Origin of the sequence: Sporocytophaga myxococcoides DSM 11118 (assembly GCF_000426725.1) — a bacterium.
Lineage (GTDB): Bacteria > Bacteroidota > Bacteroidia > Cytophagales > Cytophagaceae > Sporocytophaga > Sporocytophaga myxococcoides.
Genome location: NZ_AUFX01000010.1, coordinates 84,522 through 98,638 on the forward strand (window position 1 = coordinate 84,522; position 14,117 = coordinate 98,638).

The 14,117-nt window shown below is 34.5% G+C and carries 17 protein-coding genes; 7 read left to right on the top strand and 10 right to left on the bottom strand.

Going from position 1 to position 14,117, the window contains the following annotated elements; translation table 11 throughout:
* Positions 1 to 20: 20 nt before the first annotated feature.
* The 3 genes from K350_RS0112935 to K350_RS0112945 all read right to left on the bottom strand — a co-directional run bounded on the left by K350_RS0112935 (position 21) and on the right by K350_RS0112945 (position 2,461).
* A complete protein-coding gene (locus K350_RS0112935; protein ID WP_028980271.1) occupies positions 21 to 815 on the bottom strand; it encodes an SDR family NAD(P)-dependent oxidoreductase in 795 nt (264 codons plus the stop codon).
* Positions 816 to 887: 72 nt separating this feature from the next.
* Positions 888 to 1,994 (bottom strand): DUF6688 domain-containing protein, encoded by a 1,107-nt coding sequence (locus tag K350_RS31160; protein WP_051313110.1) that lies wholly within the window; start codon positions 1,992 to 1,994, stop codon positions 888 to 890.
* A gap of 17 nt (positions 1,995 to 2,011) precedes the next feature.
* Complete coding sequence (locus K350_RS0112945; RefSeq protein WP_028980272.1) at positions 2,012 to 2,461, bottom strand: hypothetical protein; 450 nt, start codon at positions 2,459 to 2,461, stop codon at positions 2,012 to 2,014.
* 349 nt (positions 2,462 to 2,810) lie between these two features.
* Here K350_RS0112945 and K350_RS28635 point away from each other — a divergent pair, with 349 nt between their 5' ends.
* Together K350_RS28635 and K350_RS0112955 are read left to right on the top strand one after the other, a co-directional pair.
* Entirely contained in the window at positions 2,811 to 3,179 is a 369-nt protein-coding gene (locus K350_RS28635) for a hypothetical protein (protein ID WP_051313111.1), read from the top strand.
* 405 nt (positions 3,180 to 3,584) lie between these two features.
* Positions 3,585 to 4,502 carry a hypothetical protein gene (locus K350_RS0112955; RefSeq protein ID WP_028980273.1) on the top strand — a complete coding sequence of 306 codons (918 nt, stop codon included), beginning with the start codon at positions 3,585 to 3,587 and terminating at the stop codon, positions 4,500 to 4,502.
* Between the two features lie 349 nt (positions 4,503 to 4,851).
* On the opposite strand, the gene K350_RS0112960 is transcribed toward K350_RS0112955, so the two are convergent.
* The 6 genes from K350_RS0112960 to K350_RS0112985 form a co-directional block, all read right to left on the bottom strand.
* Positions 4,852 to 5,481, bottom strand: a complete 630-nt coding sequence (locus tag K350_RS0112960; protein WP_028980274.1) for an SDR family oxidoreductase — start codon at positions 5,479 to 5,481, stop codon at positions 4,852 to 4,854.
* A 101-nt stretch (positions 5,482 to 5,582) separates the two neighbouring features.
* Positions 5,583 to 6,002, bottom strand: a complete 420-nt coding sequence (locus K350_RS0112965; RefSeq protein WP_028980275.1) for a (R)-mandelonitrile lyase — start codon at positions 6,000 to 6,002, stop codon at positions 5,583 to 5,585.
* 123 nt (positions 6,003 to 6,125) lie between these two features.
* On the bottom strand, positions 6,126 to 6,974 hold the full coding sequence (locus K350_RS31165; RefSeq protein WP_211236742.1) for a hypothetical protein: 849 nt from the start codon (positions 6,972 to 6,974) through the stop codon (positions 6,126 to 6,128).
* 106 nt (positions 6,975 to 7,080) lie between these two features.
* Positions 7,081 to 7,242, bottom strand: a complete 162-nt coding sequence (locus K350_RS32530; protein ID WP_162144167.1) for a hypothetical protein — start codon at positions 7,240 to 7,242, stop codon at positions 7,081 to 7,083.
* Positions 7,243 to 7,486: 244 nt separating this feature from the next.
* The gene (locus tag K350_RS0112980; RefSeq protein ID WP_028980277.1) at positions 7,487 to 7,978 is read right to left on the bottom strand and encodes a hypothetical protein; all 492 of its coding nucleotides are present in this window, start codon (positions 7,976 to 7,978) and stop codon (positions 7,487 to 7,489) included.
* Between the two features lie 212 nt (positions 7,979 to 8,190).
* Positions 8,191 to 9,432 carry a phospholipase D-like domain-containing protein gene (locus K350_RS0112985; protein ID WP_028980278.1) on the bottom strand — a complete coding sequence of 414 codons (1,242 nt, stop codon included), beginning with the start codon at positions 9,430 to 9,432 and terminating at the stop codon, positions 8,191 to 8,193.
* A gap of 280 nt (positions 9,433 to 9,712) precedes the next feature.
* On the opposite strand from K350_RS0112985, the gene K350_RS0112995 reads away from it, so the two are divergent.
* The 3 genes from K350_RS0112995 (at position 9,713) to K350_RS0113005 (ending at position 11,750) form a co-directional block, all read left to right on the top strand.
* The gene (locus tag K350_RS0112995; RefSeq protein ID WP_245598646.1) at positions 9,713 to 9,988 is read left to right on the top strand and encodes a hypothetical protein; all 276 of its coding nucleotides are present in this window, start codon (positions 9,713 to 9,715) and stop codon (positions 9,986 to 9,988) included.
* A 178-nt stretch (positions 9,989 to 10,166) separates the two neighbouring features.
* A complete protein-coding gene (locus K350_RS0113000; RefSeq protein ID WP_037575537.1) occupies positions 10,167 to 11,012 on the top strand; it encodes an MBL fold metallo-hydrolase in 846 nt (281 codons plus the stop codon).
* Positions 11,013 to 11,411: 399 nt separating this feature from the next.
* Positions 11,412 to 11,750: a hypothetical protein gene (locus tag K350_RS0113005; protein WP_028980282.1), complete on the top strand. Its 339-nt coding sequence runs from the start codon at positions 11,412 to 11,414 to the stop codon at positions 11,748 to 11,750.
* A 176-nt stretch (positions 11,751 to 11,926) separates the two neighbouring features.
* Here K350_RS0113005 and K350_RS0113015 read toward each other — a convergent pair whose 3' ends face one another.
* Positions 11,927 to 12,325, bottom strand: coding sequence for a hypothetical protein (locus tag K350_RS0113015; protein ID WP_156027030.1), 399 nt, complete (start codon positions 12,323 to 12,325; stop codon positions 11,927 to 11,929).
* A 222-nt stretch (positions 12,326 to 12,547) separates the two neighbouring features.
* Between K350_RS0113015 and K350_RS28645 the strand changes: the two genes are divergently transcribed.
* A complete protein-coding gene (locus K350_RS28645; RefSeq protein ID WP_156027031.1) occupies positions 12,548 to 13,081 on the top strand; it encodes a hypothetical protein in 534 nt (177 codons plus the stop codon).
* 72 nt (positions 13,082 to 13,153) lie between these two features.
* Positions 13,154 to 14,014: an SDR family oxidoreductase gene (locus tag K350_RS0113025; protein WP_028980284.1), complete on the top strand. Its 861-nt coding sequence runs from the start codon at positions 13,154 to 13,156 to the stop codon at positions 14,012 to 14,014.
* Positions 14,015 to 14,117: the final 103 nt, after the last annotated feature.

Sequence of the window (14,117 nt, forward strand, 5' to 3'; positions counted from 1 at the left end):
GAAGACTGTGGATATGATTTCTACAATAATGATTTTATCACCCCTCCCTCAACTCTTATAGAAGCTCCATTGGTAGCTGACGCAAGAGGACTAACAAAATAAGCAACAGTATCTGCGATTTCCTCAACAGTTGCAAATCTCTGAATGAGAGAAGTTGGCCGTATGTTTTTAAAGAAATCAGCTTCTACTTCATCTACTGAAATATTCTTAGATCTGGAAAGATCTTCTATAAACCCTCCTACTCCTTTGGACTTTGTAGGCCCTGGCAATATTGAATTTACAGTAACATTCGTTCCTTTTGTCAACTCAGCAAGACCTCTCGAAATTGCCAACTGAGCTGTCTTCGTCATGCCATAATGGATCATTTCTTCAGGAATAAAAACAGCTGACTCACTGGAGATAAAAATAATTCTGCCCCAATTATTAGACAACATTTTTGGAAAACAGTATCTGGCAAGTCTGATACCACTCATAACATTTACTTCAAAAAAGCGAAACCAGTCTTCATCGGTAATTTCTATAAAAGTCCTGGGTTCAAAGATACCGGCATTATTAATTAGAATATCTATAGAAGGCAATGAAGCTATCAGTTTGTTTACTCCTTCTGCATTTGAAAGATCAGCTTCAATCCCTGTAATATTAGAATTTCCGGATATTGACTTTAGTTCAGCTATAGCCTTTTCTACACTTCCCTTTGTTCTGCCGTTGATAATAACTTCCGCTCCCTCAATCAGCAATCTGCTGGCAATGGCAAATCCGATCCCGGCAGTAGAACCTGTAATAAATGCTTTCTTACCTTTAAGCTTTAAATCCATATTTTTTTTATTTGATAAATGAAATATCTTTTCTTCTTAAATTGTTATTTTATAAGTGTAAATCACAACTTATCAATCAGTATTTAGCATTCCATTTAATTTTTCTCTGTCAGAAATACTAAGATACTGGCAAGCTATTCTATCTTCAGGATTTCTGTCAACGGTATAAAGCACTATTGTAAATAAAAACTCCAGAGGCTTCATCAGAATAAAAATAAGATCCGAAACTAATTTATTATTGAATATATCATAATACCTGTGAATAAAAACCCCTACTCTGTTATAATTTGACCTAACTGCTTTATGTATCTTAGGAAAATTCTGTTCTATAAGTTCTTCAAATGCATTTGCTACTAATAGCTGTCTATTGCAGATGATTTTATTTCCCATTCTTTCCCCATATCTGACAGGCCTGACAATAACCTTGTGACCGTTTGCTGCTACTGAACATAAAAAATGTCCTCCACACTCAACATTTGCACACTCATAGTCCAGTTGAGAAAAACCATGCTTATATGTATCGGTGAACACTCTTATCAATGAATCCGGTTTCTGCCCGAAAAGCAGTAATAAACTACTGATCACTGATAACACAGGTAAAAATACTATTAATAAAACAGGAATCTTAAAGAACATATTAAGCTCTAATATTCTCCATGCAATTTTTTCAAAAAAATTACCATTACTATAATCCCTGTTTTTATTAGTCTTAAGAAATATTTTATGGTTCTTCACCAATTGAAAAGTAAACAGAATGATAATAGGAATATTCCCCAACATTGCTAAAAGAGGATGAATCTGAATGCCTATAAAGACATTTAAGATAATACCACCCAATAACATTGAATTGATTAAAACTTCTACCACAGGGCTTGCTATTCTTTTTTTCAAAGCAGAATAGAAATATGCACCAATACTGATCAGAATAAAGATATATATGGTCAGTTTATGTTCTGGTGAAAAGGTAGCCGACTCCTGACAACAATCGTTCTTTGTTTCATCTATCAGAAAAAAGTAAAAGAGAGGATATATCACTATAAATACAAAGTCCAGCACCTTGACAAGACCAAGATCCAGATCTCCTTTGCTAAGAAATCGCTTTCCATTAAAAAGATAAACTACAAAATCCAGAAGAACTAAAAGTAATGGAAGAGCAAAAAAGGCAATAATAATAAACATATTTCTTTTTTATATTATCAATTCAGTTGAGTCATTACAAAACTACCATTTCCAGTTGATATAAACATTGGTATAATTCCTTTCCAAAAAACTAACCTTTTCTTAAACTTCCAGCTACCTGTTATATTCCTTTTATTCTGCGAAAACAGGCCTTCATATATCAGAACAGGGTGCTTCTTATTGTGATCAATATGATGTTCTCCATTTCTCTTTATAAAGCCATATACCGGCATAAACTTTTCAAAATAAATATGAGTATCGGTACATCTACCCTTTATCTTTCCTATACCTGGCGTGCCTCCCATCTCAATATTATCTTCTACAGTTCCTTCAAACTCAGACCTCTTAACTGAGAGAATTGTTATTACAAAGTCCACATGACCCACTTCAATATCTGAAATTTCTTTCGGAATATTATAGTAGTATGTTCCTTTCCATTTACCTTGTATTTCTATTGCACCTTCCATGGTTAAATGATCTTCTAAAAATGAACAATTGTACAACTAACATTAAAAATTATCTTGGTATTTTCCTCTTACTAACTTTTATGTCTTTATTTCCAATAAAAGATTATTAAGAGCAATTGAGTTATAAATTTAGTCTTATTATTTATCAAAAGCCAAATGAACAGTAGCAATATGTACGTATTAAAGAATGGACTCAAAATGTGACCGGCTTTGCTTCTCTTATTAGCTAGCTCTAGTGTATAGAAAGAAATTTCAATTCCAGACAGCACAAAAAGATAAAACTATCTGATAGTATGAAAGTTAACTTTAAATATTATATTTAATTAACAAACCATACTCATTTTATGATATGAACAAGGTAACTTTAATTGCAAGAATTCTGCTAGGCATCACCTTTGTTACATTTGGGTTAAATGGGTTTTATACTTTTATACCAGTCCCAAAGTTCCATCCCTTCATGGAAATATTGGTTTCAAGCGGTTTTATATATTTTGAAAAAGGTCTTGAAGTTATAGCTGGTGCACTTCTATTATTCAACAGATATATCTTGGCAGCGCTGTTAATATTAGGCCCTATTGTCATCAATATATTTTTGTACCATATCCTGTTAGATTACAGAAACTGGCCAGTATCTATTATCATCTTACTACTGTATGCCATTTTAATAAAAAAGCATTGGTCATACTTTAAGATCTTTACAAAAGCAAAAGTTGATTAAGTGAAAATAAAGCTTCAGTTACCAACCTTCGTCTTTACATCTTTTGCTTTTCTTCTCAAATGCATAGAGAAATAAGCAATTTGATTTAAAGAACCTGGACAGAACACTCCAGTTATGAAAAGATTAACTTATAAATAAATCTTTATAAACTTTAAAAAGATCCTAGGACAAACTTTATTTAAATGATAATATTGTTTATCTCAAGTAGATACAATTATTTGTCACCTTAGTATTCTACACCATAATTCTCAATATAATTTGAATTTAATATGGGTCAGCAGAATAAATGAAACGTCATACTACCTATCCAAAAGATAAGAAGTATCATTACTTTCAAAAAATCACAACAGTTCTCCGTCCAAGGAGTTATCTCTTTATTCCTAGTTTTTACCTCTTAATGTAGCTATGAAAAATCTTAATTTAAGCATTCTTCTTTATACACTGATTCTACTCAGCGTGAAAGTCCCTTCAAAAGCCGGAATTGACAATAACGAACAAAAAGAAAGTTACTGGTCAAAATGGAGCAAAGGGAAAAAATCAAATAGATTAAATAGAGATAGCACAAAAACTTATCCTAAACCATTCCTGACTATTCACCTTGGTGTTGCACATACTACAAATTTCGGAAATGTCCGGCTTAATTCTGAACAAGCCCAAGGCACTAAGATAAGTTTACGTAATGATCTGGGATTTCCCACAACCACAATCTCGCCAAGGTTAAATTTCATTTTTAATTACGGAAACCTTTTCAACCTCGCTTTTGATATGTACAGTGCAAACAGGAAAGAAACAGAAGTGATCAGTAAAGATATTAAGTACGGTAATGCTACCTTCCTTGCAGGAAGTGAAATCCAAACTACCCTACGCTTAACTTATGCAAGTTTATGCTATTCCAATTTTTTCTATGATAATGGAAGAGCCAGGATAGCCGCTCTTGCCGGTGTTGCAGGAATTTTTTATCACTTAAATATCAAAAGCACTACCGATCCTGATTTAATTCAAAAAAAGAGTCTTTTTGTTCCACTCCCTACGATTGGATTAAATGGATCAATTTATCTGACGAGGAATCTATTTTTAAGAACGATGGTAAAGTACTCAGCATGGTGGTCTAAAAATTACAACTGCAATGTTGTAGAGGTTATACCCTATATTGAATATTATATTTTCAAAAACTTCGGGATTGGAATGAGATATAACTTCGGTTATACTGGCTTTAAAAATCTTCCTGACAAAAAATTTAATGGCAGCATGGAGAATACATTTAATGCCATCTCAGGAGTATTTGTATACAGATTCATTAAGAAAAGAGACAGAAAGTATTGATAATGCTTGGGGAGTTGGTAGGCTATGAGCTAGAGCAGAAACAAGACATATAGAAAATATTTATTTACTGTCGGTCAGTTAATACTCCTCTCTTAAGGATAAAACTTAAGTTGACAACCATGTCTTCAGGAAGAATGATTTAGAATTTTCAGTGAAAAAAATCTGAAGTTCCAATCTTTACTATTTGCTTTATTCTCCTGCAAAGGGCCTTTGCTGCATCGGATAATAGTCAGCATTATTACGGTAAAAACCAAAAGGTACAAGTACATTTTCCATGTTTTCATTTTTTCGGGTCTTGTTCCTTTATAACATAGTACTAATTCATCTTCCCTTTACACGTCATTTGATTTTAATAAAAAGCAGGCTTATCAGCATCGGTATCTGGTTTATTCACACCAAGGCTCCTTTTGATTGCAGATTCCGGATGTTGGATAAGTTTTACGATCAACTCTGCAACACTTTTTCGGGAAACCTCGGTCCCCTTAAAATCCTCACCCTTTTGAGTTGTTTCATAATCTATTTCGTCATAGTCCGTTAACCATGCTGGCCTTATTATGGTATAATCAAGTCCGGAATTCTCTATAATCTCTGCAGCTTTTCCATATGGCCCAAGGTATTGGCTAATCATACTTTTATTCCACTTACCGAAAGCTCCTGGAACTTCATCATAAATACCAAGTGAAGTAATAAAGATAAGTCGTTTCACACCTGCTTCCCTCATAACATCAACTATGACCTTAGCCATTTTATCTACTTCTCCTGCAAGGTTTGCATATACAATATCCTGCCCTGACATAGCACCTTTTAACTTCAGGTGATCAAGGACATCACCATCAATCACGACTGAGGAGTCTGTCTTTCCGATTCTGCTGGCATTTCTCAGAAACAAAGTCAGCTCAACATCTTTTTCTTCTAATAATTGATCTATCACGTGCTTAGCAATACGGCCACCTGCTCCTAAAATTAATACTTTAGTCATTATGTAAATCCTTTGTTATAGCTATTTAACCCCTCTTCAGTATTATTAAAGTATCGAAAGATGAGACGGAATACAATTTGCTCGTCTTTCCTTAGATGCTACTAATTACCATTGACAGACTGATTATATTCTTCATCAGTAACGCTCTCCATCCATACCACAATTCCATTCTGGGTATTGGTGTTAATTGCAATATGTGTACATTCATTACCTGGTGATGCTCCATGCCAATGTTCCACATCTGGGGGAATATGAACCACTTCACCCTGTTGGATTATCCGTATTGGTTGGCCTCTCTCCTGAAAATAGCCGATACCTTCTGTTACAATCAGTATTTGTCCTCCCGGATGCGTATGCCAGTTGTTTCTAGCCCCTGGCTCAAATATTACATTGCTTACCTGGCAATGCAACATACCATCATTTGGGACTAACAATTTTACCCAGGCATTACCCGTAAAATTATCAGCCGGTGCTTTTCCACCTTTCGGAAAAATTTGGGTTTGAAATCCCGTTATAGTCATAGTCCCTTATTTTTATTCAGTTAAATACCAGAAAGGAGACTATTTGTTAAAAACTTTTACTAACAATTGAATTCCAACCACATACAAAAAAAAGGATAAAATCTAAGCCCAGTACACTTAACCTTATTTTAGATAATTCTCCTCAATAAATCGATGCCATTGAATTTCAAAATCTTGTTGCTCTATTCCAAAGGATGCCTTTATGTTTCCGTTATTTATAATCAATATTCTCAATCCATTATATGACCATCTGCTTATTATAAATTCACTAATGCAATATCCCAACGGGTATATCCTTTGTACAGAGCCTTGTTCCTTACTAAGCTCATCCAATGTAGGATATTCTCCATTCACTATGTAAGAGAGTTTTTTGAGATCTGTTTTTTCACCACATTCATATTGTGCAACGGATTCCCAAAACCACCTTGGATTGTTAGCAAAGCTTTCCGAAATATATAATGTAACAGCATGAGTAAATTCATGAACAGCTCCCCTAAGCATTCCCGGTGCACCTGTATATAACAGTCGAACTTCTTCTTTGCTAAAAATATAACCTGCGGCACCAGGAGCCCAACCACCCATATCTTTTTCAAATTGATCCTTATCAGACCATATAGCGATTTTAATTTTGGGCATGGCTCCCGGTTTCAGATGATTTATGATAGAATCATAACTGGCCTCCAATGCTGCCTCTATTGAACTTGCTTTCGAAACATCTAATCCATCATCATAGTAGAATATAAAATGAGCGCTTTCACTTTTTTTATTGAAGTAAAGAGCTTTGGCAAAAGGTTCCGTTTCTTTATCTTTTTTGCACATCATCATGCTGAAAGCCAGAAAAGGCAATAATAATATTAGGAGGTAGGGACGATGTCCCAATGACAATTTTCTGTTATGAAGCATAGCTATGGTAGTATATGAAGGTTGTAATTTAAAAAATAAAGTGCTGATTTTCAACCTCAATATATGCATAAATAAGCCATTCACTCATACAATCAAATTCAGTATCACTCACTACTTTTCTATGCCAAAAAATAAAGCCTATTATTCTTAATAGGCTTTGTATATCTTTTAGTTATTAATGACCTTTTTCTTTCTCTTTATTTTCCTCATGAGGTTCATGTTGTGCAAGTACACTGCCTGCTAATGATTTAGCCCTCTTGCTGGAGTTATCATCCAGAAGCACTCTGGACGCCATGGTCGCTAGTTTATCACTGGATGCTTTATGTATCCTTTTCATTTCAAATACCATTTTTATTGTTCCTTACCATACAGGGTGGAACTATACCTGCTTGCCGTTAGAATGCTTTGAGTTATTAAATCTTTTTAAGCATTCAAGCCCTTTATAAAGCAACAATGGTATATTTTGATAAGTTGCAATGATTGAATCATTTTATTAAAGGATTCGTTTGCAGAGACGCCATGCATAATGTCTCCAGACAATGAATATGATTATTAAAAATTGGTAAGGCAAAAAAAATTGACTATTCGATAGAAGATAGTTTTTGATGGTTATTAATTAGCTTAATCTTTGAATAAACTTTTACATTAAAGGCTAAATAATCAACAAAGTCCACATATTGATTATTCTTAATAATGTCCTCCAGTGGGTATGAACTTTTTTTGCCACTATGTTCGATCTTTAGAACAATCCCCTTTCTGCTTGAAGCGTAAATACACAATCCTCCTAACAAAACAGGAAGCACAGGAACCATTAATTCTTCTATATATATCCTATTAATGGAAGGATCATTAAAAACATCTATAAGTCCAAAAGCATAATAAATACTGAATGCTATCAAGCTTATTCCAAAAATGAAAACAAAAATCCAGTTTCTGATTAGCTTACCTCTGACTATCTCCAATGATGTGATATCATTAAAATTTATGGTACTGTAGTTAAAATTGCTTCTTAACAAATGAATTCCAGTATCTGATATACCAAACTCTCTGGTAGAGAACTTATAATGCTTCATAGTATAAAAATGCTAATTCTGTTCTATAAATATACATAAAAAACAGAAGGCTATAAAGTATAAATGAAGTTATCAGGATAAATACTGACCATTAGAAATAAAGGCCAGTATTTAATTACTCTCGATAATTCAAGCGTCATACTTCAATTAAAAATTTTACAATTGATTTATTATCTGCACATGCAGAGAGGAAGATGCCATGCATGGCGCCGCTAAGCTTTCATCAACCTGTATAGATGAATTAACTTATCAATCTCCTTCTGAATGCTGGTCACGATATTATCAGCAGATATTTCCGCATCATTAGCAGCATAATTCCTGCCTATAATAAAATTATATTGTATTGCATCAGCATTTGTATAACTCCATAAAGCTTGTTCATCTTCAAATGAATCTGACTGCTTCTTCTCTCCTGCAACCTCTATCCAGCAATCTTTTCCTAAGCTCTTTAACAGATCAAAGAATTTTTTCCTATACTCTTCATTATTCATTTCTTTGCGGAAATACTCACGATCTTCGGTTCCGGTGTTAGGTTTTCCTAACGATAAACAAATCTCAAATTCCTGAGGCTTCAGCAATAATTGAATATTGATAAGATCCCATAGCTTTGCTTTATATACATCCAATTCCTTTTTACTTCTGCCATAAGCAAGCCACATAGCCTTTACTTTATGTTCATAGTGAAACATTGGATCAAGGCTGCTTACAATTTGCTCTGCATCATCATTTTCATGTAGCTTAAGTTTATTCAGATATGGTTTCAATTGCTCATGAAGCTCCAGCATCTTATTCTGAAGCATCACCCTTTCATGATGAACCAATTGAGAGCTTAACGCGGCTTTGCTGTTATCAAGTGTAGCATAATCTTCTGCTTTAAAATATTGCTTGGAGAAATTAATACCTGTCAGGCTGAAGCGTCCTGTAATGACGTCCGTCAATTGCTTCATATCTTCTTTCGTAGCATTATCCCTAGCTACTATTGAAGGATATAGCATTTCATACTCTCTAATTATTTTATCAGAAAGATCTACTCCAAAATCAAAATAGGACCTGAACCAGGCTTTTAAATCTTCTACACTTCTCTCTACATCTATTTTATAAGAAAGTTCTTCATGATCCTTTAGCCCTCCAAGGGTAAGGCTTCCGGAGCCAACAAACGCTACCCTTTTCCTGAAAGGTAAATCAAAAATATACAGATTGGAATGAAAGACATTCTTTGTAAATATTCTAAATGTTACCCGACCAGGATATTGCTTGAGAATTTTCCATAGCACATTAGGATGAGTTGGCAAATCAAACCCGGTAACAATATCAACATTGCAGTGACGTGGCAAATTGCTCATCAGAAGATCAAAAGCAGGCTCTGAAATAGATCCAGAGGCTATATAGCAATGTTCTGCTTCTTTAAGGATTTTATTGTTTACTAAAGGAGCTAGTAATTTCTTTATGATCATAATAAATATTTTAACTGCTTATTCATTCACTACCAATGCTTTCCAAATATGAAAGCTTTGCAATCCCCATGGAAAAGACAAAGATAAAAATCTATTTTACCAACTTGTTAAGTGAAGACTGGATAATCCAAATACCCATTGGAACAAATATAATTAAAAGAGCTGATTCAATTCCAGTTAATCCAAACAGCCCTGTGACTTCACCTAATCAAACCTACAAATAAGTTCAAGGAACAATGGCTAAGCAGCCTCTGTTTTTATAAGAGAAAAACAAGAAGACATGATGGAAAGCGTTGGAACATTCATAAATGATATCAAAACTAAAATTAATAGTGAAGATTTCAGAGAGGGAAAAATTGCAAAGTTTATTGAAACACAAACTGCAAAATTACCTTCTGATGTGTATTTATGGGCAGCTATAGGATCTATGGCAGCTTCTTTAACATTGAAGCTAACCAGGAGAGATAAAGATGCTCTGTTTGTAGGGCAATGGGCGGCTCCGTTTCTGCTCTTTGGAGTTTATAATAAACTTGTAAAAACTCACGGTCACGATTGATTTCTTCAACAGAAAAAATCTAAACCTATTATTACCTAAATCAAACTAAAAATAGTAGCCGGTTCTATGGCTACTATTTTTAGTTCGTAGATTTTTGAAACAGCACCAGGTTAAGCAAGTGCAAGAGTTCCAAAACCTTTGCAACTATCTGATGTTAAGCATTAAACTTTCAATCACTATGAAGAAGGAACAATTGCATCAGAGCAAGGATAACAAGTCCATACCTGTAACATCCGTGTCTAGCGGAAAAGGAAGGCAGGTCAGGCAAGATATTTATTACTATACCGATCAGATTGTAAATTTTATTCTCTTTGGTAAACCGGAAGATAATCAATGGATACTGATAGACACAGGCATGCCTCACTCTTCTTCAGTTGTCTTATCTGCTGTTAAAGAAAGGTTTGGAGAAAACAGTAAACCATCTGCCATACTTTTAACTCATGGACATTTCGACCATGTGGGAGGTGTGGTAGATCTTATCAAAGAATGGAATGTTCCCGTCTATGCGCATCCTCTTGAATTCCCCTACCTGACTGGTGAGAAAAGTTATCCGGCTCCTGATCCCACTGTAGAAGGTGGTTTATTGGCAAAGGTTTCATTTATTGATCCTGTAGAACCTATAAATATTAAAGCGGTGCTCAAACCTTTACCTAATGATCATTCTGTGCCAGGAATGCCCGGATGGCAATGGATACACACTCCGGGACATTCACCGGGACATGTATCTTTCTTTCGTGACGAAGATAAAGCTCTTATCGCCGGAGATGCTTTTGTCACTGTAAGACAAGACTCTTTGTACAAAGTAATTATGCAAAAGGCTGAAGTAAATGGCCCTCCAAGATATCTAACCACAGACTGGAAAGCAGCTTGGGATTCAGTAAAGAAACTGGAAGCACTTCATCCTGAAATTGTAGTATCAGGACATGGAACGGCCATGGAAGGAAAAGAGCTAACCCAAGGCCTTCTCAAACTTACCCTGGAGTTCGACACCATTGCTATTCCCGAACACGGAAAATATGTATAGAAGTAAAATATTTTTCCAGCTCAGAGCATTTCTCCCTTCAGAGAAATGCTCTGAGTCTCGGAAAGTTACAATATAGAACCTGAAAACTTTCAATTTATTTCGATCAAAATACATTGCCAGCAATGGATATACACAACTAAAGTTATCAATAACCGTATCTTATTTTACCTTAACTTTTAATCTTAAACTTTTAATAAATTAACTTTCAAGTACAGCTTTATATGAAATTAAATTATTACCAATCAATACTTCACGAAAGAATCCTTTCCCCTGCTAATTCAATCTAATACAATTAAATCAAAAGTCAGAATAGTAATTCAGGTTTGAATATCAATAATTTTTTATTTAATAAAGACTATTGAAATCCATATATAATCCTGGGTTTAAATTATATATCATATGTTAGGAAATAATACTTCAGAAAGACAAAAAGCAATCATCAATCTAATTTCAAGAATACAGGAAAATTACGCTGAATTAGGAGATTATAAATCACATAGTGAAAATAGTATAGGTGCACAGATCGAATTGACAAATGGTAAAATTTTTATACCCCATATTGCAATAGCAGATACTGAATTTGCGTTTGAAATACCTGATTTTATTGCTCATCTAAGAGGTTCATTCGTACCTTTTAATACTTATACATACACGCCACACAAACAACCATTTTGGAAAAAGATCTATAACGTGATAAAAATTAATGATAAGAGCACTGGTAAATATATATTAGAATAATAGTTTCAATTCAATCAGCAAAATGAAGTTAACAAGTCCGGCTGTTTATAATGGAACTTTTAACCAATATTTCAAAGAAGCAGATATATCATTCACAAGTTATAACAGCAATAAAAAAGATTTAGACTGCTATAAAGGCATTTTTCATATATGCTGATGGAACTTAAATTTAACAATTAAAAACCTCTATAACGCTTCTTATCTCCTCTGAATGTCCAGAAAACAACCAGCCAGCTGATCAAAATTAAAATTTCTGCAAAAGCATCTGCAAGATAAATTTCAGCAATAACATTTTTAAGGACATACAACACATCTATAAATAAAAGGCCGAGAGCAGACCCGAAAGCTATAATCATTATCGGAACATCAGCTTTTCTCAAAATAGCAGAAGCTAGTAAACCCAGAGAAATTGCGGTAATCAAAACACCTACAGTCTTCACCAGCCAAATATCATATTTAGGTCCGCTGACAACCATAAAGGAATAGATATGAACTAAAGGCCAGACTCCGGTTATAAAAAAATAACCTCCCTGCATCCACAATAACAACATTAAATACTTATTATTTCCATTCATGTAAGCTTTGTTAAGCACTGTGAATTGGGAAAACTATAACTTTTCCATATATGTTATGAAGACTGATAAAATATATTATTGAGAGGGATGATAAATTAATGAATACGGGTAAAAGAAACAGGTTCCTTTACCCTGTATGATACAATGATGATCCTTTTCTAATTATCATAATATTAATTAAATGTTGAAGGTATGTTGAGGAGTTTGTATAAAAAATCAAAGATGGCATTAAAACTATTTAAAGTATATAAGAATAATAAAACATTGGTACGGACAGCTGTGGACGCGACGAACTACATGACCTTATATATGAAAATTGTATCCGAAATTTCAAAGAAGCAAATGAGGGTAATAAGAATCCTGGGCAGACTACTTACCAACAAAACACATAATGAAAAAGGGATAATATCAAATACTCAAATAAAAGCATCAGGCACTTTCATACATTATTCTATAGGAATACTCTTTCTATACATCTATCACCTTTTATGGAAAAACAGAATCACAAAACCTAACCTTACAGGAGGTTTAACTTTGGGCTTTGCCAATGGATTAATAGGCATTGCAGCCTGGTATCTGTATATGAACAAACATCCTCATCCTCCTAAAATTGACAGAAAGAGCTATCTTATAAACCTGGTCATTGCACATATAATTTACGGAACTGTAGCAGCATTCGAATACAATAGGAGATTACACCTATCTGAAGGAAAGTCAGCTTACAATTCTCATGCAGGTCTTCAATTCCTGTCATAGAGCATGTATATACTCTTTCAAACATTTCTAACATTGTGGTCTTATACTTAAAGCAGCTAAAAAACTGAAACAATGGAATATAAACCATCATCATTACCGGCAGAACATCTGAATGAGCAGCCGGGCTCTGAAGCAGAAATGCAGCTTAAACCTGAGTTTATCCGGAATGATTATAAAGGCAGTGATAAGCTTAAAGGTAAAATTGCTTTGATTACAGGTGGAGACAGTGGAATCGGAAGATCCATAGCAGTTCATTTTGCTAAAGAAGGAGCAGATGTTTCAATTGTATATTTAAAGGAACATACAGACGCAGAACAAACAAAAAAAATGGTCGAACAGGAAGGACGCAAATGCCTTCTTATTTCAGGAGATATTGGTGACCAGAACTTTTGCAACAAAGCAGTAGAAGAAACCTGCAAGCAATTGGGTGGTTTGAATATTCTTATCAACAACGCTGCAGAACAGCATGTAAAAGGATCCCTGGAGGAAATTACAGCAGAACAACTGGAAAGAACTTTCCGCACCAATATCTATTCTATGTTTTATCTTGCGCAAGAAGCTTTAAAGCAAATGAAAGAAGGTGATTGCATCATCAATACAAGCTCTGTAACTGCTTATCGGGGAAAAGAATCTCTGCTCGATTATTCATCCACTAAAGGAGCTATTGTATCCTTTACAAGATCCTTAGCAAGCAGTCTTGCAAAAAAAGGGATAAGAGTAAATGCTGTAGCTCCAGGCCCCATATGGACTCCATTAATTCCTGCTACTTTCCCTCCGGATAAAGTAACAAGCTTCGGAAAACAAGTACCACTGGGCAGGCCAGGACAGCCTTCTGAAGTTGGCCCTGCATATGTATTCCTTGCATCCAAAGATGCCTCTTACATAACAGGTCAGGTCATTCATCCTAATGGAGGGGAACCTGTAGAAAGCTAACTGAACAAGCAGCATACTTAAACATGATAGGGTTTGAGTATGCTGTTTTATTTTTCTATTTATACCACTACCATTTTTATTTACAAGAACTTCCAGATGGATT